Origin of the sequence: Corallococcus praedator (assembly GCF_003612125.1) — a bacterium.
GTDB lineage: Bacteria > Myxococcota > Myxococcia > Myxococcales > Myxococcaceae > Corallococcus > Corallococcus praedator.
This window is the reverse complement of the sequence record NZ_RAWI01000143.1, coordinates 1-20,690: the sequence shown is the minus strand read 5'-3', so window position 1 is coordinate 20,690 and position 20,690 is coordinate 1. Positions and strand designations below refer to the sequence as shown.

Annotated in this window: 22 protein-coding genes; 4 read left to right on the top strand and 18 right to left on the bottom strand. The window is 68.7% G+C overall.

Features of this window, described 5'->3' with window-relative positions; genetic code table 11:
• From D7Y13_RS19575 to D7Y13_RS19550, 6 genes are all read right to left on the bottom strand, one after another.
• A partial coding sequence (locus D7Y13_RS19575) for an ArsA family ATPase (RefSeq protein ID WP_147452466.1) occupies nt 1–1,073 on the bottom strand: 1,073 nt, incomplete at its 3' end.
• Nucleotides 1,074–1,360: 287 nt separating this feature from the next.
• Entirely contained in the window at nt 1,361–2,800 is a 1,440-nt protein-coding gene (gene nla6, locus D7Y13_RS19570) for an enhancer binding protein Nla6 (RefSeq protein ID WP_120533022.1), read from the bottom strand.
• A 70-nt stretch (nt 2,801–2,870) separates the two neighbouring features.
• Entirely contained in the window at nt 2,871–3,533 is a 663-nt protein-coding gene (locus tag D7Y13_RS19565; RefSeq protein WP_199732765.1) for a histidine kinase dimerization/phospho-acceptor domain-containing protein, read from the bottom strand.
• A 255-nt stretch (nt 3,534–3,788) separates the two neighbouring features.
• Complete coding sequence (locus D7Y13_RS19560; RefSeq protein WP_120533024.1) at nt 3,789–4,244, bottom strand: deoxycytidylate deaminase; 456 nt, start codon at nt 4,242–4,244, stop codon at nt 3,789–3,791.
• A 93-nt stretch (nt 4,245–4,337) separates the two neighbouring features.
• The gene (locus tag D7Y13_RS19555; protein ID WP_120533025.1) at nt 4,338–5,228 is read right to left on the bottom strand and encodes a S1 family peptidase; all 891 of its coding nucleotides are present in this window, start codon (nt 5,226–5,228) and stop codon (nt 4,338–4,340) included.
• Between the two features lie 151 nt (nt 5,229–5,379).
• On the bottom strand, nt 5,380–7,629 hold the full coding sequence (locus D7Y13_RS19550; RefSeq protein ID WP_120533026.1) for a PrkA family serine protein kinase: 2,250 nt from the start codon (nt 7,627–7,629) through the stop codon (nt 5,380–5,382).
• Between the two features lie 341 nt (nt 7,630–7,970).
• Between D7Y13_RS19550 and D7Y13_RS19545 the strand changes: the two genes are divergently transcribed.
• The gene (locus D7Y13_RS19545; protein ID WP_120533027.1) at nt 7,971–9,491 is read left to right on the top strand and encodes an Hsp70 family protein; all 1,521 of its coding nucleotides are present in this window, start codon (nt 7,971–7,973) and stop codon (nt 9,489–9,491) included.
• A gap of 110 nt (nt 9,492–9,601) precedes the next feature.
• Here D7Y13_RS19545 and clpX read toward each other — a convergent pair whose 3' ends face one another.
• From clpX to D7Y13_RS19530, 3 genes are all read right to left on the bottom strand, one after another.
• Nucleotides 9,602–10,879 (bottom strand): ATP-dependent Clp protease ATP-binding subunit ClpX, encoded by a 1,278-nt coding sequence (clpX, locus tag D7Y13_RS19540; RefSeq protein ID WP_120533042.1) that lies wholly within the window; start codon nt 10,877–10,879, stop codon nt 9,602–9,604.
• 224 nt (nt 10,880–11,103) lie between these two features.
• Nucleotides 11,104–11,742: a hypothetical protein gene (locus D7Y13_RS19535; RefSeq protein WP_120544330.1), complete on the bottom strand. Its 639-nt coding sequence runs from the start codon at nt 11,740–11,742 to the stop codon at nt 11,104–11,106.
• Between the two features lie 45 nt (nt 11,743–11,787).
• A complete protein-coding gene (locus tag D7Y13_RS19530; RefSeq protein ID WP_233595535.1) occupies nt 11,788–12,753 on the bottom strand; it encodes an AgmX/PglI C-terminal domain-containing protein in 966 nt (321 codons plus the stop codon).
• Between D7Y13_RS19530 and D7Y13_RS19525 the strand changes: the two genes are divergently transcribed.
• Nucleotides 12,752–13,597, top strand: coding sequence for a tRNA pseudouridine synthase A (locus tag D7Y13_RS19525; RefSeq protein ID WP_120583606.1), 846 nt, complete (start codon nt 12,752–12,754; stop codon nt 13,595–13,597). The genes D7Y13_RS19530 and D7Y13_RS19525 overlap by 2 nt on opposite strands.
• Nucleotides 13,598–13,626: 29 nt before the next feature.
• On the opposite strand, the gene D7Y13_RS19520 is transcribed toward D7Y13_RS19525, so the two are convergent.
• From D7Y13_RS19520 to D7Y13_RS19480, 9 genes are all read right to left on the bottom strand, one after another.
• The gene (locus D7Y13_RS19520; protein WP_120533031.1) at nt 13,627–13,791 is read right to left on the bottom strand and encodes a ribbon-helix-helix domain-containing protein; all 165 of its coding nucleotides are present in this window, start codon (nt 13,789–13,791) and stop codon (nt 13,627–13,629) included.
• Nucleotides 13,792–13,852: 61 nt separating this feature from the next.
• Entirely contained in the window at nt 13,853–14,410 is a 558-nt protein-coding gene (locus D7Y13_RS19515) for a hypothetical protein (protein ID WP_233595534.1), read from the bottom strand.
• Nucleotides 14,407–15,306, bottom strand: coding sequence for an ATP-dependent sacrificial sulfur transferase LarE (larE, locus tag D7Y13_RS19510; protein ID WP_120533032.1), 900 nt, complete (start codon nt 15,304–15,306; stop codon nt 14,407–14,409). The genes D7Y13_RS19515 and larE overlap by 4 nt, the downstream gene beginning before the upstream one ends.
• Nucleotides 15,307–15,397: 91 nt before the next feature.
• Nucleotides 15,398–16,183 (bottom strand): adenylyl-sulfate kinase, encoded by a 786-nt coding sequence (gene cysC, locus D7Y13_RS19505; protein WP_120533033.1) that lies wholly within the window; start codon nt 16,181–16,183, stop codon nt 15,398–15,400.
• A gap of 157 nt (nt 16,184–16,340) precedes the next feature.
• Entirely contained in the window at nt 16,341–16,796 is a 456-nt protein-coding gene (locus D7Y13_RS19500; RefSeq protein WP_120583605.1) for a M67 family metallopeptidase, read from the bottom strand.
• Between the two features lie 6 nt (nt 16,797–16,802).
• Nucleotides 16,803–17,429 (bottom strand): HesA/MoeB/ThiF family protein, encoded by a 627-nt coding sequence (locus D7Y13_RS19495; protein ID WP_120533035.1) that lies wholly within the window; start codon nt 17,427–17,429, stop codon nt 16,803–16,805.
• Between the two features lie 6 nt (nt 17,430–17,435).
• Complete coding sequence (locus D7Y13_RS19490; protein WP_120583604.1) at nt 17,436–17,708, bottom strand: ubiquitin-like small modifier protein 1; 273 nt, start codon at nt 17,706–17,708, stop codon at nt 17,436–17,438.
• Between the two features lie 2 nt (nt 17,709–17,710).
• Nucleotides 17,711–17,950 (bottom strand): sulfurtransferase TusA family protein, encoded by a 240-nt coding sequence (locus D7Y13_RS19485; protein ID WP_120533037.1) that lies wholly within the window; start codon nt 17,948–17,950, stop codon nt 17,711–17,713.
• Entirely contained in the window at nt 17,938–18,714 is a 777-nt protein-coding gene (locus tag D7Y13_RS19480; protein WP_120583603.1) for a HesA/MoeB/ThiF family protein, read from the bottom strand. Before D7Y13_RS19480 ends, D7Y13_RS19485 begins: the two co-directional genes overlap by 13 nt.
• Nucleotides 18,715–18,848: 134 nt before the next feature.
• Here D7Y13_RS19480 and D7Y13_RS19475 point away from each other — a divergent pair, with 134 nt between their 5' ends.
• Together D7Y13_RS19475 and D7Y13_RS19470 are read left to right on the top strand one after the other, a co-directional pair.
• Nucleotides 18,849–19,277: a hypothetical protein gene (locus D7Y13_RS19475; protein ID WP_120533039.1), complete on the top strand. Its 429-nt coding sequence runs from the start codon at nt 18,849–18,851 to the stop codon at nt 19,275–19,277.
• Nucleotides 19,278–19,368: 91 nt separating this feature from the next.
• A complete protein-coding gene (locus D7Y13_RS19470; protein WP_120533040.1) occupies nt 19,369–20,661 on the top strand; it encodes a sensor histidine kinase in 1,293 nt (430 codons plus the stop codon).
• Nucleotides 20,662–20,690: the final 29 nt, after the last annotated feature.

Here is a 20,690-nt window from a genome sequence, read left to right as displayed (position 1 = left end):
ACCCCGCCCTGCCCCACGAAGAAGATGAGCCGCGTGGGCGGCAGCGGGGGCGCCGCGATGGGCGGCATGGAGGGCGCGCGCACCAGCGCCGGGGGACCTTCCGCCGCGCTGAACTCCAGCGCCTTGGTCTCCTTGCCGGCCGACCACACGGCGGCGAACTCCTTCAGCCCGTCCAGGCCCCGGGGCGCCACTTCACGGCGGCCCAGCAGGTTCACCGGCACGGTCTTGTCCAGCGCCTGGTACTTGCGCACGTGGGGCGCCTGCAGGCCGCGGCGGCCCTGACATGACGAACAGCCCTCGTGATCCTCCACCTGGTTGACGATGACCTCCGTCACCGGCAGACCGCGCTCACGCAGCTGGGTGAAGTACGAGCGCGTCTGCGCCTCCGGCACCGGCTCCGCCAGCGTCACGAGGTGGAACGCGGTGCGCGCCGGATCCTTCAGCAGCGCGAGCAGCTTCTCCGCCTTCTGGCCCACCTGATCCAGGAACCCACCCGTGGAGGCCAGGGCCGCTTCGGACTTCTTGCCCTTGCCCCCGGAGGCCGGCGCGCGGTCTTGACCCGCGCGCACGAAGCCCAGGAACTTGCGCAGCTGGGCCGGCATGTCGAACAGGCGCAGCGTGTGGCTGGTCGGCGCCGTGTCCACGATGATCCGGTCGAACTCGCCCGCGTCCAGCAGATCCACCACGTGGAAGAGGGCCACCAGCTCTTCCAGCCCCGGAACCGCCTGCTGGTAGAGCTTGCCCATCTCCTCGTCCGACAGGTGCGTGCCCTTCACCGCCGCCTTCGCCAGCGCCGGGAGGTACTCCGCGAGGAACGGCTTGAGCAGCGCGGCGGGGTTCAGCTCCACGCCCCACAGCCCGCCTTCGCCCTTGCCCGCCTGCAGCTTGGTGGGCTTCGTCGGCAGCTTCTTCTTCAGCAGGTCCGACAGCGACTGGACCGGATCCAGCGAAACCACCAGCACCTTGTGCTTGGGAGCGTCTTCGGAGAGCCTCACCGCGTACGCTGCCGCGAGCGTGGTCTTGCCCACCCCGCCCTTGCCGCCGAAGAAGTGAAGAACTCGCGCGTCGCTCATTGCGTGTAGCCTTCCTGTGCCCCCCCGGCGGCACCCCAGATGACTCACGTCGGACGACCGCGCCCAGGGGGGCGGAAGTGGCCCGGTAAGAACCTTCCCGGCCGGGCCCTCACCAACGGGTGGGAGAGGCCCGGAGGATCCCCCGTCCAGGGGTGAAAAGTCAAGAATTGACAGGGGTTTTCGAGACCTCCCCCTGCCCTCCTGGCCGCCCGGGAAGGCCCTGCCCGCGCATCTTCCGGTGCGGTTTCAAGGGCCCGAAATCCCGGGAGTTCCGCCTACCCGTGGGGTCAGCGGGTCAGGTAGCTGCTGTTGGCGCCCAGGGGCCCGTCGTTGCCCTGGCCGCCCAGGTTTCCGCCGCCCGGCGTGCCCTGGGCCCGGTTCTCCGCCGCGTAGCGGTTGAGCTTGTTGTAGAGCGTCTTCTCGCTCACCCCCAGCACCTCGGCCGTGCGTGCCTTGTTGTTCCCGTTGCGCTGCAGGCTGCCCAGGATGTACTCGCGCTCCACCGCGTCCAGGCTCAGGCCGAACGGCAGCTTGAACGTGTGGCGCTCCGGGCCCTTGCCGGCCATGTCGGGCGGCAGGTGCTCGCGGGTGATCAGCTCCCCGTCGCAGAGGATGACGGCGCGCTCCACGGCGTTGCGCAGCTCGCGGATGTTGCCCGGCCAGTCGTAGTTCTTGAGCACCTCCATGGCCTCCGGGTGCACGCCGGAGACGCGCTTGGCGGAGTCCCCGCGGAACTTGTCCACGAAGTGCTGCACCAGGATGGGCACGTCCTCCCGGCGCTCGCGCAGGGGCGGCAGGTGCAGTTGGAACACGTTGAGGCGGAAGTAGAGATCCTCGCGGAAGCGCTGGTTCTTGATCTCCTGCTTCAGGTCGCGGTTCGTGGCGGACAGCACGCGCACGTCCACTTCGATCTCCACCTTGCCACCCAGCCGGCGCAGGCGGCCCTCCTCCAGCACGCGCAGCAGCTTCGCCTGCAGGTCGATGGGGATTTCCCCCAATTCGTCCAGGAAGAGCGTGCCGCCGTGGGCCATCTCGAAGACGCCCGGACGGCGCTGATCCGCGCCGGTGAAGGCGCCGCGCTCGTGACCGAAGAGCTCGGATTCGATGAGGGTCGCGGGGATGGACGCGCAGTTGATCGCGATGAAGGGCTTGTCGCGGCGCAGGGACAGGTTGTGCACCGTGCGGGCCACCACCTCCTTGCCCGTGCCGGACTCACCGCTGATGGAGACGCTGGCCTTGGACGGGGCCACCTTCTCCATCATCTCGATGACCTTGCGCATGCCGGTGGAGCTGGCGATGAGGTCCGTGGAGCCCAGTTGCTTGAGGCGACGCCTGAGCGTCTGCACCTCGCGCATGGTCTCCTTCTTCTCCAGCGCGCGGTCGATGCAGACCTTGAGCCGCGCGGTGTCCAGCGGCTTCACGATGAAGTCGTACGCGCCCTCGCGGATGGCCTCCACCGCGGTGTCGATGGTGCCTCGGCCGGTGAGGAACACCACCGGACAATCCGGCAGCTCCTCGCGCAGGTTGCGCAGGAGCCACAGGCCGTCCGTCTCCGGCATGGCCAGATCCGACAGGACGACGTCGGGCCGGAACTCACCGGCCTTGCGGAGGGCGTCATGCCCGTCGAACGCGGTCTCGACCTTGTGGCCCCACGCGGACAGCATCTCCGCCAGGGCCTCGCAGGTCTCACGTTCGTCATCCACGGCCAGGATTCGTGCGCTGCCCAAGGTGAAAACCTCCACTGCGATGAAGCGTGATGAAAATAGAAAAGAAGTCCGTCAGCGCCCGAAAGGGGGATCAGGCGCGCGGGAAGACGAGGCGGCAGGAGCCCGCCTGGATACCGAATTCGATGCCCAGCTGGGCCGCGCGGAGCGTCAGGGCGGCCACGGTGTCGGACGCCTGCTCGGGCCCCGTGGAGCCGTCCTCCACCTCCAGCACCGCGAACGCATCCTCCGCGCGCACGGAGACCACCACGGTGCTGCCGGAGTCCGCGCGGTTGAAGGCGCGCATCAGCACCTGCACCAGGAAGAAGCCCAGCTCGGTGGTGTCCTCCAGCCGCGCCTGCACGTCCGGTTCGATGTCGCGCTTCACCTGCACGCGGCGTCGGCGGCTCTCGTGGCCCAGCACGTCCAGCGCCTTGCCCGTCGCGTCCGACAGCGAGGCGTCCCCGGAGGGGCCCGCGCCGCGAAACACGATGAAGTCCGAGAACAGCTTCAGCAGGCCGTCCACGCGCTGGATCTGCTCGCGCATGGCCTTGAGGTTCTTCTCCTGCGTGGCCGGCACCTGGCCGGACTCACCCTTGAGCTTCTCGGAGAGGACCTCCAGGTGGATGGCCAGCGCATTGAGCGGATTGCGGACGTCGTGCAGGAGGCTGTCCATCAGCGCCGGCACGGCGTCGTAGCGGGCAGCGCCCACCACGGGATCCGACACTTCCTGGACAGGGGACACACTGCTGGCCATCGCGGATGAGCTAACCACCTGGAACTCCTCGGAATTTCCGTCACCCCGCCCCCGCCGCCGCCCTACCGGAGCCAGGATTTAGGGAGCACCCTGGGGATTGGCAACCCTGGGTCGGTAATTCTTGCCGGAGTTCTGAAATTCCCGTGTGGCGACGCACACTTACGACCGCATCCAAGTGTCCTTCAGCCAACGGAGACCCTGCCCTCGCTTCAGGGTGTGTCCAGGGTCTGTCCAACGCCGGACAACGCGCCGCTCTCAGGTGCCGGTGGGAGCGGGAGGCTGGGCGGCGGGGCCCACGCCGATCAGCTGGAGGCCAAGGCGCGCGGCGTATTCGAAGATGCGCGGGTCCCGGTAGAACTCACCGAAGACGATGCGCGTGCAGCCGCTGTTGGCGATCAGCTTGAAGCACGGCCAGCAGGGGCTGGCGGTCGTGTAGATGGTCGCCCCGTCGATGGAGACACCATTCTTCGCGGCCTGGATGATGGCGTTGGCCTCCGCGTGCACGGTGGCCACGCAGTGGCCGTTCTCCATCATGTGGCCCACGTCGTCGCAGTGGGGCAGCCCGCGGATGGCGCCGTTGTAGCCGGTGGACAGGATGGTCTTGTCGCGCACCAGCACCGCGCCCACGTGCTTGCGATCACAGGTGGCGCGGGTGGCCACCTGCTGGGCGATGTCCATGAAGTACTGATCCCAATTGCCCCGAGCGGACATGCGCGAACCTCCAGATGACGTGCCCTCCGTGCTCTACCGCCGGGGGACGCCCTGTCCAGTTCACGAATCCAGCGCGGGACCCGCCACGTCCAATCAGCGACTCGCGGTCTTCTGCGGACCCGCACCGTCCGCGTCCGTGCCGCGCTCCAGCAGGCGGCCGAAGCCCTTCGCCTGGAGGAAGCCGCGCACCTTGGCGCTGGGCGCGGCGAAGGTCTCCCCGGGCATGGGGACATCGAAGCTGAAGTTCTGGGCGGCCACCTCGAAGTCCACCTTCGCGGTGCGGTAGCCCTCCACGATGGCCAGCAGCTTGCCCGTCTCCAGGCTGAAGATGCCGCCGCCGGAGGCCCCGTACCCGATGGGCGCGTCCGTCTTCAGCATGCGCGGGTGCTTCGTCTCCTGATCCCACTCCACCTGGGACACCATGCCGCCGGAGATGGACAGCGCGCGGCCGTAGGGGGACGCGGCGACCACCACGTCCTCGCCCGGCTCCAATTCGTCGTCCGTGGCCAGGTCCGCCACGGCCCACGTCACGCCCTTCACGCGCAGCAGCGCCAGATCCACGTCCGGCACCTGACCCGTGGCGACGACTTCCGCCGCGTACTCGTGCGACTCCGCGCGCCGATCCAACACGACCTTGAGCACCGGCTCCACCAGGTCGCCCTGCTCCACCGCGTGCGCGTTGGTGAGCACATAGCTGACGGGCCCCGCGTCACCCACCTCCGTGCCGATGACGACCCCGGACGCCGAGCGGCGCACCTTGCCGGCTTCGGTCGTCACCAGCCGCACGTTGAGCGGGAGGATGCGCCGCACCATCGCCTTGCGCGTCGGCTGGGCCACGGGCGCGGGCATCGAGCGCACGCGCTCCACCACGAGCGGGGCCTGCGTGTGCATCGCGACCGGGGGTTGCGCCGCGCCCGGGGAGGGAGCACTGGCGCACGACACGAGGGCCAACAGGACGGGGGTGCCCAACAGCAACCGGTTCATCAACGCTCCAGGCAGGAAGAGGCGGGACGGGAGACGACGACACGCGCGAGTCGGTAGCGGTCCCCATCATCCCGAGCCCGGGCCCGGATTGAAAAGCAGGCGGGCAGGCATCCTCTTTCTCCGAGTGCCTGCCCGTGCCTGTCGCCTCACCTCATGCGTAGCGCTGGCGCATGAGGAACAGGATGGCGTCCTTCGCGCAGAACTCGCAGTAGCCGTAGCGCTCCGCCATCGTCTTCAGCGTGCCCTGCACCTGCGACTGCTCACGTGCGGAGAGCTGGTTGCGGTCCTCGGAGAGGTACTTGAGGACGTTCTCCTTGTTCTTGCGCAGCACGCGCTTGCGCTCCTCGAAGTAGTGGTCGCGCAGGCGCTTGAACATGTCCGGGAAGATGCGCGGGTAGTCCATCACGCCCTCCGGGTTGTCCAGCCGGTGCGCGCCGATGGAGGCGATGAGCCCCCGGCGGAAGTCCGCGGGCGCCTCACCCTGCGGCATCACGATGGCCTCCACCTCCGCCATGCGCGCCTCGTCCGGCTTCTCCGACTCGCCCGTCACGCGGTTGCGCATCTTCTCCCCGCGCACCCAGTGGCTGACGCTCTGGATGTAGCGCTCCACCAGCTCGCGGTACTGGCCTTCCGACACCAGCCCCATGGAGTCGCGCACCTCCGAGTCCACCCGGTCCAGGTACTCCGTCTCCACCACGCGCACGAAGGCCTCGTGGTCGTGGTAGCCGTCCATCACCTCCTGGAGGAGGAACTCGTAGACGCTCTTGTCCTTGCAGAGCGCCTGCAGCTCCTCCAGCACCGCCAGCGCGTGCAGGCACTTGTAGTCGGGGTTCTGCGCGGCGTTGAAGAGCGCGGTCTTGATTTCACGCGCGCTGGCGCCGGAGCGGCCCTCGTAGTTCGGATAGGACTCCGACTCCTCGTACATCTCCTCGCGCAGCTTGAGCAGCTCCTTGGTGTTCGTCGAGCTCAAGCGCCCGGGCGCCCCACCCTCCTCGTACAGGTGCAGCTTCTCCACCGGCGCCACCTGATCCACCAGCGGCTTCACGTTGGGCGGATAGCGGTCCGGGATGGGCTTCTTCAGGCGCGTGAGCACCGCCCACATCGCGGCCACCTCCGTCGCGTGCGGTGCGACGTGCTTGCCCACGCTGGTGGCGGTGATCTGCGCGTCGTAGATCTCCTGCTCGACCTTGTAGCGGCGCAGGTACGGCACGCGCACCAGCTCGATGCGGCCCTTGAACGACGCGAAGTCCGGCAGCTCCTTGAAGGCGGACAGGTGCTTCTCGTTGGAGGAGGCGATGAGCACCTCGTCCAACTGGAGCACGAAGGGCTCCAGGGGCACCTCGCTCGTCTCGCTGAAGCCCAGCAGGTACTTGAAGGCCTCCAGCGGGCGCTTGAGCAGGTCCGCGTATTCGATGAGGCCCCGGTTGGCGTGCACCAGCGGGCCGTGCGGTTCGAAGAGCACGGTGCTGTGCAGCGCGGCGGGCAGGTTCAGCTGGGTGCGGTCCGCGGAGATCTGCTGCGCGGCGGCGTCCACGCTCATCTGCGGCTCCACCGTCACCGTGCCCACCTGGTAGCGGCGCGACACGTAGAAGCGCTCCACCTGCACGTGCCGCAGGACCTTGAGGTAGTCGCCGCCGTAGGAATTGAGCAGCGCGGTGTAGATGCGCCGGCACTTGGCGCACAGCTCACCGTCGCGCAGGTAGTCGGAGAGGATGAAGTCTTCCGTCTTCCCGTCGCCCAGGCCCTTCTTCTTGAGCGCGCCCTCCAGCAGGTTCTTGCGCTCCGACGGGGGCACCGCGAACAGCGGGTGGTCGCGCAGCTCACAGGGCATCCGCAGGTCCAACGACTCCGCGTCCAGGTGGGCGAACGTGGTCAGTTCGCCCTCGCCGGAGCCCGTCCCCGGGCGCTCCCCGAAGCCGATGGAGCCCTTGATGAGCTTCTCCGACGGGAAGACCCAGGCGATGCGGTACAGCGCGCCCTGGGGCTGGCGGGAATAGTCCTCCATCCCCTGCTTCAGCGCGTTGACCAGGCTGGACTTCGCGCTGCCGTTGGGGCCGTGCAGCATGATGAGCTTGTTGATGCGGCCGGCGCGCACGAAGTTGCCCAGCAGGCGGTAGAGCGCGTTCTGGATCTCCTCCTGCCCGGCGACGCGGCCGTCCCGGTCCGTGGAGGGGGCGTCGAAGACCTTGAAGCGCCGGATGGTGCCGGTGGGGTGCGGCACCTGCTCCGTGCCGTAGTGGTCCATCACATCCCGCAGGTACTGCGCCGCGTTGCGCGCCTGGCCTCGCGGGTCCGCGAAGAAGAGCGTCAGGTACTCCTCGAACGAGAGGATGGACCGGTTCTTGACGAAGTCAGCGCTGACCTGAGCGCCTACCTCCTGCAGATAGCCCTTCGCTTCCACGGCGGCTCCCCTCTGGTGCGTGGGTGAATCCCTCGGATGTAGCCACGGCGCCCGGCCGTCGCATGTGAACCCCGGGGGATGACCTTCGTTCCCGTCCCCCGGGATGTAAAGCGAGCCCCCCCTCCCCCGGGGCCGGTGTGTTCGGGGGCGAGCGGCCGGCCGGGCCCCGTCGGGTCCAGAGACGGAAGTCCGGAAGCCCTGGGGGCGGGCGCGCACATGGGGCGCCAGGCGTCGGACGAACGGCGGATGGTAAGCGATTCGCGCACCCGGGACGGGTGAGATACGGTCCGGGGTGCTTCTCCTCGGAACCACGGAAAAGCCCCACCCGGAGCCCACACGCGATGCACAAGGAGCCCATCATCGGCATCGACCTCGGCACGACGAACTCGTGCGCGGCGATCGTCGAGGACAGCGGGAACGTCAAGCTCATCCCCTACAAGGGCGGCGAGTACACCATCCCCTCCATCTTCGCCATTGACGACAAGGGCAACGAGCTCATCGGCTTCGAGGCGAAGCGCCAGTGGCAGCTCAACCCGCGCAACACCGTCTACGGTGCCAAGCGCCTGGTGGGCCGCGCCTACGGCAGTGATGTCGTCGACACGATGAAGAAGGTCGTGGCGTACAACATGCGCCCCGGCGCGAAGAACGAAGTCACCCTGGACGTGGGCAAGAAGGAGTTCACCCTCCAGGAGATCAGCGCCAAGATTCTGGGGAAGATCCGCGAGGTCGCCTCCAACTACCTGAAGATGCCGATCAAGCGGGCGGTGGTGACGGTGCCCGCCTACTTCAACGACCGGCAGCGCCAGTCGGTGAAGGACGCCGGCAAGCTCATCGACCTGGAGGTGGTGCGCATCATCAACGAGCCCACCGCGGCGGCGCTCGCCTACGGCGTGGGCAAGGGGCTGGCGGAGAAGGTCGTCATCTACGACCTGGGCGGCGGCACCTTCGACGTCTCCATCATCGAGATCCGCGACCGCGTCTTCGAGGTGAAGTCCACCGGCGGCGACGTGTTCCTGGGCGGCATCGACTTCGACAACGCCATCATCCACCACGTCCTCAAGGACTTCGCGGCCAAGACGGGCATCGACCTGGCCACGGATCCGGTGGCCATGCAGCGCATCAAGGACCTGGCCGAGCGCACCAAGATCGACCTGTCCGCGCGCGAGGAAGTCCCCTTCAACATCCCCTTCATCACGATGACGGCGCAGGGCCAGCCCCTGAACATCGAGATGAAGTTCACGCGCAAGATGCTGGAGCAGCTGACGAACCAGCTCGTGGACCGCAGCCTCCAGATGGTCGCGCGCGTGCTGGTGGACTCCGGCCTGTCCACCAAGGACATCGACGAGGTGATGCTCGTGGGTGGCCAGACGCGCATGCCCATCGTGCAGGACCGGCTCACCAAGTTCTTCGGCAAGCCGCCCAGCAAGGGCGTCCACCCGGACGAGGCCGTGGCCATTGGCGCCGCGCTCTACGCGCACTCGCTCCAGGACGACACCAACCTGCGCATCCAGCTGTTGGACGTGATCCCCATGGCCATTGGCCTGGAGCGCGGCGACGGCGGCTTCCACGTCGTGTTCCCGCGCAACGCGTCCATCCCCAACGCCAAGCAGCTCCTGGCCACCACCAGCGTGGACAACCAGACGGAGCTGGCCATGCGCATCTACCAGGGCGACCACGACGTGGTGGCGCGCAACGACATGCTGGGCGAGTTCACCTTCTCCGGCATCCCGCCGTCCAAGGCCGGCACGGTGAACGTGGAGATCATCTTCGACGTGAACGTGGAGGGCATCCTCACCATGAAGGCGAAGGACCCCGTCTCCGGCCGCGAGATGAAGACCACCGTGCGCGTCACCCAGAACTGACGCCGGCAGGGCCCGCGCCCGGGGCTTCCCGGGCGCCAGAAACACCACGGCGCCCCTGCCAGTGAAGGCAAAGGGCGCCGGGTGGGAACACCGACCGCTTGGGGGAAACCTCAGGCGGTCTTCTTTTCCTTCTCCATGACGATCTGCGGAGGCTCGTGCTTGGTGATCACCTGCTCGGTGATCTTGCACTCCTTGACGCCCTCGCGGAACGGCACGTCGTACATGATCTCCAGCATCGCGTCCTCCATGATGGCGCGCAGGCCGCGCGCTCCGGAGTGACGGCGCATCGCCTCGCGGGCGATGGCGCGCAGCGCTTCCTTGGTGAAGGACAGCTTCACCTTCTCGATCTCGAACATCTTCTGGTACTGCTTCACCAGGGCGTTCTTCGGGATCGTGAGGATGGTGACGAGGTCATCCTCCTTCAGGTCGTTGAGCGTCGCGATCATCGGCAGACGGCCGATGAACTCCGGGATCATCCCGAACTTCATCAGGTCTTCCGGCTCCGTCATCGCCAGGAGCTCACCCACGCTGCGCTCTTCCTTGTGGGTGATCTTCGCGCCGAAGCCCAGGCCCTTCTCACCCACGCGGCGTTTGATGACGCCGTCGATGCCGTGGAAGGCACCGCCGCAGATGAAGAGGATGTTGGTCGTGTCGACCTGGACATACTCCTGCTGGTTGTACTTCTTGCCGCCGCGCGGGGTGACGTTGGCGCGGGTGCCTTCGATGATCTTCAGCAGCGCCTGCTGCACGCCCTCGCCGCCCACGTCGCGGGTGGCGCTGGGCATGTCACCCTTGCGCGCGATCTTGTCGATTTCGTCGATGTAGACGATGCCGCGCGCCGCCTTCTCCACGTCGTAGTCGGCGTTGTGGAGCAGGTTCTGGATGATGTTCTCCACGTCCTCGCCCACGTAGCCGGCCTCGGTGAGGCTGGTGGCATCCGCGATGGTGAACGGGACGTTGAGGAAGCGCGCCAGGGACTGGGCGAGCAGCGTCTTGCCGGAACCCGTGGGGCCGATGAGCAGGATGTTGCTCTTCTGCAGCTCCACGTCCTCGCCGGTGGGGCTCTTCACGCCAGGGCGCGGCCGGGCGGCGGGCTTCTTCTGGTAGATGCGCTTGTAGTGGTTGTAGACCGCGACCGAGAGGACCTTCTTCGCCTGGTCCTGACCGATGACGTAGTCGTCGAGGAACGCCTTGATCTCCAAGGGCGTGGGCAGGCTGACCTGGGGCTTGCCCTCCTCGCGTTCGTTCTCGTCCGCGATGATGTCGTTACACAGCTTGATGCACTCGTCGCAGATGTAGACCGTGGGTCCGGCGATGAGCTTCCGGACCTCGCGCTGCGACTTGCCGCAGAACGAGCAGGACAGGTTGACGTGGTGCTCCTTCTTCACTGCCGCCTCCGAGTTCGCCAGGCCCCGGTGCACCCGGAGCCTTCTCCGCCGACCACCGCACTCCACCACGCTCGAAACCGCCCACGTCTCAGACGGCTCCAGGCCCACCTGCTACAGGCCCTTGACCCACTATAGGGCCCTCCCCTCCAGGCAGGAAGCCCAGCGGAGGGGGCCGCTTCGCGGAGCGTTCAGCCCCGGTCAGGTCGGTGTTGGATAACAGCGACTCAGGCGTCCGTCACGCTCGACGCGAGCTCTTCGACATCATCCGCCAGGGCGGCCGCCCGCTCGGCGACAGCGTTCGGCACCCGACGGCTCCCCGCCAGCTCGGAGGCGAGCTTTCGCGCCAGCTGCGCCAGTTTCCGCACCTGGAGGCTCTCCGGGGGCGGCTCGGGCGGCGGACGGGGGAAGCGCTCGGTGAACTCCTTCTTGAGTTCCGTGGGCGACTTCTCCGGGCTCCAGATGCTGTCGCGCAGCGACTTGTACTCGGTGGGTGACAGTTGCCCCCGCTCCTCGGCGTCGGCCAGGACTTCCACCACCTCGAAGGCCGGGGCCTTCTCGGGGAATTCCTGCTGCTGGAGTTCTTCGGGGGCTTCGTGCTTGGCCAGGAAGCTGAACGAGCGCGTGAGCTTCAGCGCCGTCTGCTTCTTGATGTGCAGCTCCTTGAGGCAATAGGCCTCGAAGGTGGCGTGGCCCCACTCCTCGTACTTGGCCTCGTCCCGGACCTGGACGAGCAGCTTGCCCAGCTCCGCCCAGGTGGACTTGAACTTCTTGGCGGCCACCAGGACGGTGTGGCGGAACGTCCCCGGGGGGACGCTCAGGGCCTTCTTCGAGATCTCGACTTCGGCGACGGATGCGGCGGACATGCCCTTTCTATCGGGCACGTCCGGGGGGTGGGCAAGAAAGTCACCCTACCCGCGCTTGCCGATGTTGAACGACAGCCCCACGGTCGCGCGCTCTCCGTCGTAGGACTTGAAGGGCCACTTCTTCAGCTCCGTGAAGAGGCAGTCGTAGAGCGGGCCCTGCTTGAACTGGGGGTTGTCCACCCACAGCTTCGCCACGCGGCCGTCGTTGCCGATGACGAACTCCATTGGAATCTTCGCGGCCAGGCCCGGCGTGCGCTCGGCCTCCTCCTTGAAGCAGCGGAAGAGCGTGGCCCGGTTGCCGGACACGACGCGGTTGATGGCGCTCTGGTCGAACTGCTGGGCCATCTCCAGGCCGTCGGGATCCGTGGAGACACTGCCCGTGCGGGGCGGACGGCTGGTGGCGCTGGCCACGGCGGTGCCCGCCGGCTTCGCTGACGTCCCGGTGCTGGTGCCAGTGCCCGTGCCGGGGGCGCGGTCCGGACGGCGCGGGTCGTTGGAGGGATAGGCGAACAGGTCCTCGTCCCCGGCGCGCGACTGGGCCAGCCGGATGGTGGGCGGATCCATGGTGATGCCGTCGCCCTCCTCCTCCGCGCCGAACCAGCCGTACACCGCCGCGTTGCGCGCGATGTACCAGCCCGCGACGCCCAAGAGCAGCGCCACGCCCGCGGCGACCCCGCCCAGCACCTTCACGCGGCGCTGATTCTTCGCCTGCTCGACGAGCATCGTCGCGGCGACGCGGCCCTGGGCCTCGAAGCGCGCGATGTGCACCTGGAAGGCGGCGGTGTCCCGCAGCGAGCGGAAGTCCCGCTCGCCCGCGGGCGCCACCGGGCTGTCCGGGGTCAGTTCCCCCGCATAGAGCTTTTCAACCACCTGGGACGCGATGATGGGCCCCAGCACCAGGTCGCCCTGGCGGAAAAGCCACTGCACATCACTGTCCACCGCGAGTTCTTGTTGTCCGGCCAGCATTCGCGCGGGAGTATCGTGTGTCTGCCCGCGCCATCGCAACGCCATGGCCAAGACTCCTCCCCGACGAATTCCCGCCGTACTGTGGACTTGGTACCGCGGTGGAAACTTCCGCGGCTTCCAGCGCCAGGTGGAGGGTCCGACCGTCCAGGATGCCCTGGAGGACGCCCTTGCCAGGGCCGGTTCGCCCGCGACGGTGATGCCGTCGGGTCGCACGGACCGGGGGGTCCACGCCCGGATGCAGGTCATCAGCCTGCGCCTGGACGAGGACGTGCCCCCGGAGGAGCTGCCCCGGAGGCTCGCGCCCTTCCTGTCCCCGGACGTGGGCCTGTGCGTGGCGAAGCGGCCGCCGGGGTCCTTCCATGCGCAGTGGAGCGCGAGCGGGAAGGTGTACCGGTACCGGCTGACGCTGGGCGCGCCACCGTCGGAGGCGTGGCGGCCGCATGCGCTGGACGTGGCGGCGGACGGGACACTCCAGGGCGGGCGCGCGGTGACGCCGGAGCGGCTGGAGGCCCTGCTTGAGCGCGCCGTGGGCGCGCGGGACTTCACCGCGTTCCACGAGCGCTCCAGCCCCCAGAAGGCGCGCACCCTGGCCTCCGCCACCCTGCGCGAGCGGGGCGGTGGGCTGTACGAGGCATGCCTGGAGGGAGATGGCTTCGCGCGCTACCAGGTGCGGTACCTGGTGGGCAGCGCGCTGAAGGTGGCCGCAGGGCTCCTGTCCGAGGAGCAATGGCACGCGGCGTTGGATGCGGGCACGTCCCTGGCCGGCTTCAAGGCCCCGGCGCATGGGCTGGTGCTGTGGGAGGTCCGCTATCCTTCCGCGGTGGACCCTTTCGGGCCCGGCGAGCGCCTCCATCCGCCCGGTCTGCCCGACTCGCCTCCCTTCACGTAGAGGGACGCCGGGCTGAAGCGCAGCGCTTTTCAGTCCACGAAGCGCGCTTCGTACTTCGCCAGCAGGTCCGAGATGGCCTCCCGCAGGTACTCGCTCTGACGGATGCGCGTGGCGCGCGACAGCTCCTTCAGGGCATCGAGCTTCTCGCGGTTGAGACGAAACACGACCGAGGTGAGGCGGGGATTCATGTCCAAGTGCGCGACCTCCTACAGATGCGCACACCATCTCACAGAGTCGGACATCCGCAAGAATTTCTCACGAAGCCGAGCCCACCGGGATGATCCACTGAAGCCCGGTGAAGACCTCGGTGTCCGCGCGCAGTCCGGAGCCGAACCCGAAGGTGAATCCGAGCCCGCCGTACAGCGCGAAATGATCCGAGAGGGTGTGTCTGGCGCCGAACCCTATGCGAGGCCCCAGCCACGGCCCAGAAATCGGACGCACGGACGCGCCGAGATCAAAAAAGGTCTGCCAGGACTCGGATCCGAAGACGCTGCGGTAGCCGCCGATCAGCGCCAGTTCCTCGCCCGGGCCACCGCCGCTGCTGCCCCGCACGAGGAGGAACACCTCGTCCTGGTCGTAGCCGACGGTGAGGCCCACGCCGAGATCGAGCTGCGCGGCGAGGCCGGACGCGGTGGCGCGGCCGCTGATCCGCTCCGTGTACGTAGCGCCGGGCCCCGCCATGAGGATCAGCGAGCGGCGGTGCGCGTACGGGCCGTCGTCCACGTATTCGGCGGCGACGGCGGGCGCGGCCCCCAGGATCAGCAAGAGGCCGGGAACGCGGATCAGGAAGGACGGAAGGCGGAGGGCCTTCACCCCACCACCGGGAGCGGGAAGCCCTCGGCCCTACCCTGCCCCGCCGGCTGGGGGGTGATGCCGGCGGCCTCGTTGAGCCGGCCGGAGCGGAAGGGCTCCAGATCCAACGCCACGAACTTGAAGCCCAGCGACTTGAAGGCGCCGTTGATCCGCTCGCGCACGGCGGCCTCGAAGAAGCGCGGATATTCCGCGGCGTCCAGTTCGATGCGCGCCACGTCCTGGTGGTAGCGCACGCGGAACTGCCGGAAGCCCAGGGTGCGCAGCTCCGACTCCGCGGCGGCGATCTGCAGGAGCCGGTCGCGCGTCACCGACGTGCCGTAGGGGATGCGCGACGCCAGGCACGCCATCTGCGGCTTGTCCCAGGTGGGCAGGCCCAGCGCGCGGCTCCAGGCGCGAATTTCATCCTTGGTCAGCCCGGCCTGGGCCAGGGGCGACACGACCTTGTGCTCCTTGGCAGCCTTGTGGCCGGGGCGGTGATCCTTGAAGTCGTCCGCGTTGAAGCCGTCCAGCACCACCGACAGGCCCAGCTCCGCGCGCTTCGCCTCACAGAGGTCGTACAGCTCCGTCTTGCAGAAGTAGCAGCGGTTGGTGGGGTTGGCGGCGTAGTTGGGGTTCGCCAGCTCGTTGCTGGAGACGACGACGTGCCGGGCGCCCAGCCGTCCCGCCAGCTCGCGCGCCTCCTGCTCCTCCTCCGGGGCGACGGAGGCGGACAGCGCGGTGAGGGCCAGGGCGCGCTCGCCCAGCACCTCCACCGCGACCTTGAGGACGAAGGTGGAGTCCACGCCGCCGGAGAAGGCCACCAGGGCGCTGCCATGCGCGCGCAGGGATTCACGCATCGCCTCCAGCTTGGGGCGGGACGCGTCACACAGGGCCTGGATCTGCTCGGGGCTCAGCATGGGGCAACTCCTAAAACGGAAGGGCCCCGGATTGCACGCGCATCGCGCACGCACCCCGGAGCCCTTCACGAAAGAACGACGGATTCGACGATTACTTGGCCTTGCGCTTGGCGGCCTTCTTCGCGGCCGGGGCCGGCTTGCCCACGCGGGCGGCGCGGGTGGCCGGACGCGCCTTGGCGCCCTTGGAACCCTTGTCCGCCTTGGGGGCCGCCACCTTCGCCGTCTTGGCGCCCTTGGCACCCACCATGCGAACCGGAGGATCCTCTTCGTCCTCGTCGCGGCGGGCCTTCTTGGGCAGCGGGTTGGCCTTCATCTTCTTGCCGGTGATCGTCTTCAGCTCGTCCGTGGACATCAGGCCGAGGTCCAGGAGCGCCTGGAAGATCTTCGCCGCGCCGTCCTCCACCGACTCCGTGTCGGAGTAGATGGTGACTTCCGGCGAGTTGGGCGGCTCGTACGGCTCCGTGATGCCGATGAAGTTCGGGATTTCGCCGTTGAGCGCCTTCTTGTAGCGGCCGGTGGTGTCGCGCTCGATGAGCTTCTCCGTGGGGCAGTCGACGTAGACCTCCACGTACTTGCCCACCGCGCGGCGCACCTCCTCGCGGCTCGACTTGTAGGGGCTCACGCAGGGAACCAGCGCCGCCACGCCATTGCGGCTCAGCAGGTTGGCCACGAAGCCCAGACGGCGGACCACCGTGTTGCGCTCATCCTTGGAATCGCCGATGCCCGCCCACAGGTCGTTCTGGAGATCGCCCTCGTCGAGGACCTCCACGTTGCGCCCGACCTGCCGGAGGCGGGCCGCGATGTAGGCAGCCGTGGTGCTCTTTCCGGTCCCGGACATGCCGGTCAGCCAGAGGGTAAAGCCAGTGTTGGTGGCCATAAGGGTTCAAACTCCCTGCGTCCGGAGCGCTTCTTGCACGCGGCATGGGACGCGGCAGATCCAATCGACCGCCGCTTTATAGACGAAAACCCACTGACTTGACAATTCGGACCCACCTTTCCGCAGGTGGGGGTTCCAAGCGATCAAGTGCCCGCCCTTACAAGGGTTTTTCAAACCTGAAATCCGGCAGTGGGAGCGGAACTCCCTGAAAGTCGCCATCCATCCACTGAGAGGATGAGGCAGAGGCCGCCCTGCCGCCGTGGATGGAGATCACCTCATACGACACACCCGGCAGAAGTAGGATGCCTCCTGGAGCGGCCTGACGGCGGTCCTCGGCGGAGAAGGTGGCGGCGGTTTCGATGTGGGAGTGGAAGACGCTGACCAGGATCTCCCGCCGGGCTTCCGCCTCCAGACAGACCTGGAGCCACGCGTCCGGGGCGAAGGCGTAGGCGATGCGCGGGGTGGGAGACGCGTTGGGCAGCGGCACGACGCGCCAGGGGCCGTCCTCCCCCTCCCCTTTCAGGATCACGCCGCAGCCCTCGAAGGGCCACGCGGCCTCCAGGTGGTGGAGCATCCGGGCGAGGACTTCCGGCGGGAAGGCGGGGCCTCGCATGGTGGATCAGGGCTTCGCGGCCTTGCAGCGCGAGCACTGGTGCGGTTCCAGGTCCGCCACCGCGCCCGGGGCGCTCAACCACCGGCCGCCCAGCGATGGACCCATGCCCAGCCGCAACCGCTGGAACACCAGCGCGCCCAGGGCCCCCAGGGCCACGCCCAGGGCCCCGTCCGGCGGCGTCCCCAGGTGGCGCACCGTTTCGCCAAAGCACCAGACGCACCCGTCCGCGCCCCGGAACACCACCGCGCCGCGCGCGCCATCCCCACCCAGGGCGACCCAAGGGGCCTCGCCGCTCCACGCCGCGGGCAGCTCCGCGAGCAGGCCGCCCCCGGGCGTGCCCGCCGCGTCCGGGTTCACCTCCGGAACCACCTGCGCCAGCATCTCCGCCACCGGCCGGCCCACGTCGTGCGCCGTGGCGAGGAACCCCGGCGACCAGGGCCCCATCGTCAGCCCGCCCACGCCCGTCACCGGCGTGCCGCCTCCCGCGAGGTACGCCGTCGCGGTGAGGCCGGACGCGCCCAGGCCGTCCACCCGCGCGCCGCCCGACAGCAGGGCCTCCTGGCCGCGCCCGCCCACCTCCCGCAGGAGGATCTGCCGGGAGTAGCGCAGGATCTGATCCTCACGCAGCGCCATGTCCGCTCAGCCTCCCGCCATGGCCGGGATGAGGGTGATCCGGTCCGCGTCCTTCACCGGCGTGTCCAGCGACTGGAGCGCGCGCACGTCCTCGTCGTTGAGGAAGATGTTCACGTACCGGCGCACCGCCCCGCGCTCGTCGAAGAGCCGGGCGCTCATGCCGGGGTAGCGCGCGTCCAGGTCGCGCAGCACCTCGCCCACGGTGGCGCCGGTGGCCTGCACCTCGGCCTGGTTGCGCGTCAGGGTGCGCATGGGTGTGGGAATCCGAATCGTCGCCATGATCACTTTCCGTGCTTTCGCACCAACAGCCGGTGGGTGCCATCGCCGCGCGGCTCCAGCAACACCACCTCGTGGCCTTCGTCGATAGCGCTGCGGGGCACGTTCTTCAGGGGCTCCTCGCCCTTGAGGAACACCTCCAGCAGCGCGCCTCCCGGCAGCGATTCCAGCTTCAGCTTGGTGCGCACGTAGGTCATCGGACACACCTCGCGGGTGATGTCCAACGTCGCCGTCACGTCGGGCATGAGGTGTCCTCCTGGGACGAAGGGAATGGGGGCAGCGACTGGATGCCGCACCCCGGGCAGTCCGGCGCGCGCGTCACCTTCACCGTGCGCCCCTCCAGCGTCGCGCCGTCGAGCACGTGCAGCGTGGCCTCGCCGCGCGTCCGGCCCGCCGCGCCCGCCAGCAGCTCCAGCGCGAGCAGCGCCTGCACCGCGCCGATGAGCCCCGCCATCGAGCCCAGCACGCCCGCCTGCGCGCACGTGGGCACCGCGTCCGCCGGGGGCATGTCCTCGTAGAGACAGCGCAGGCACGGCCCGCCTGGATCGATGCGCAGGGCCTGCCCCTGCATGCGCAGCACGCCGCCGTACACCAGCGGCACGCCGGTGAGCACCGCCACGTCCGACAGGAAGAACTTGGTGGCCACCCCGTCCGTGGCGTCCACCACCAGGTCGTGCGCGCGGAAGAGCGCCTCCGCGTTGTTCGCGTCCAGCCGTTCGGGCAGGGCCTCCACGCTCAAGGCGGGAAAGGCGCGCAGCAGGCCGGCGGCGGCGGATTCGGCCTTGAAGCGGCCCACGTCCCCGGTGCGGTGCCACAGCTGGCGGTGCAGGTTCGTCACGTCCACCCGGTCCGGATCCACCAGGGTCAGGTGGCCCACGCCGCCCTGCGCGAGCGCCAGCGACGCCGGACAGCCCAGGCCGCCCGCCCCCACCACCAGCACGCGGGAGCGCTCGATGCGGGTGGCGTGGGGAATGCGAGCGTGGTGGTCGGTATCGGGATGGCCGTGCATGGGACTGGTGCTCCGCGAGGATCGAACGAATATGGTGCGGCGACTCCACGTCCTGTCTCCGGGACGTTCCCGAAGCCTTCACACCCGTTGTCGCCACCGCCGCCATCGCAAGCGGCCCTCACTTGCCAGGACATATGAAAAACCTGACCGGCGCGCTCGTGTTTTCCACCCTCCTGTCCCTGGCTGTCGGCTGCCACAAGAACACCGGCGAGAGCCCGGACGCCGCCACCCAGACGGGCACCGTCCGAGAGGAGCTCAAGTCGGGCTCCCCCGAGAACGGCGCCCAGCCCACCGCCGAGGCCGGGACGCCCGACTCCGGCGCCACCTCCGCCTCCAGCTTCGACTCGGGCGCCAGCGACCGGCTGGCCCTGGAGTCCTGCGTGGACAGCTGGCTCAAGTCCCACAAGCTGGACCGCTACGGCAGCAAGGCGGGCACCATGTACGCGGGCGGCACGCCCCTGTTCGACGAGCGCACCGGGGAGAGCCGCGACCGCCTGGAGTTCGTCTTCAAGCAGCAGCCGGAAGCGAAGGCGGCGTGCGTGGACGCGGGCGCCGGAAAGTAGCGCCCGCTCAAGTCCCTCGCCCGGCAGGGAGCCAATCGTTTGGCTCCGGGAATTCCGCTCCCTGGGGAACGTCCCGTAAGCTGCCGGGCGCATGGACAGCGAGCTGAGAGACGGCGAGCAGCACCCGGCCCACGACCTGCGGGCCCGCGTCCGCGCCGTCCTGGAGCGCCGCAACCTCACGGACAACGTGTCCGCGGAGCAGGCGGCCGCCTCCTGGGAGCAGGACCGCTTCGTCGCCAGGGCCCGCGCCCTCTTCTACGCGCGGATGATGTTCCTCACCCTGGGCCTGCTCATCCTCGCGGTGCCCGCGTGGAGCGGCTACTTCGGCTTCAGCGGCCCCATCTCCTTCGTGGGCTACTTCGCGATGCTGCTCTACAGCGTCGCGAACCTGCTCGTCATCGACCACCCGAAGGCGGGCCGGTGGGTGACGTACCTCACGCTCTGCTTCGACCTGCTCATCACCGTGGTGCTCATCGCCCGGCCCCAGGTGGGCGGCGGCCTCCAGAGCCCGCTGCTGGCGACGCAGCTGCTGTTCACCACGCTCTTCGCCATCCTCTTCCCCAAGCCGCTGGCGATCCTCCCGCCGCTCTTGGCGCTGCCCGTCACCACGCGGCTGGATCTGCTGTTGGACCGGTCCGTGACGGCGGTGGAGCTGCTCACGCTGCTCTGGTACCTGGGCCTCAACTTCATCATCGTCTACGTGCTCGTGTACCTGAACGAGCGCGAGGCCACCGCGCACCGCGAGGTGGTCTCCCTGCAGGGCGACTTGAAGGAGCTGGCCGTGGTGGAGGAGCGCAACCGGCTGGCGCGGGAGATCCACGACGGCCTGGGCGCTTCCCTGTCCTCCATGATCATCCAGGCCGAGTACATCCTGAACATGGCGATGGCGCGCGAGGACGACGGGCTGCGCTCGGAGATCCGCGAGATGAAGGCCACCGCGGAGGAGTCCATCGAGGAGCTGCGCCGCAACCTGCGGATGATGCGCGACGACTTCGAGCTGGCGCAGGGCCTGGAGGACTACGTCAAGACGTTCCGCGACCGCACCGGCCAGGAGATCCGCTTCGAGCGCACGGGCCTGACGCGCAAGCTGCCTCCGGACGCGCAGCTGGCCCTGTTCCGCATCCTCCAGGAGTGCCTGTCCAACGCGGCGAAGCACGCCGAGGCCAAGGAGGTCCAGGTGCGCCTGGACTTCAGCGCCGAGGGCGTGCACCTGGTGGTGCGCGACAACGGCAAGGGCTTCGACCCGGGCCGCACGCCGCGCGGACACTACGGCCTGCTCAACATGCGTGAGCGGGCGATGAAGCTCGGTGGTTCCATCGTGGTGGACTCGGCGCCCGGCGCTGGCGCCCAGGTGGCCTTTTCCCTTCCCTGTCTTTCAGCCTGAAGCACCCGGAGCCCCGCCCCGTGGACCCG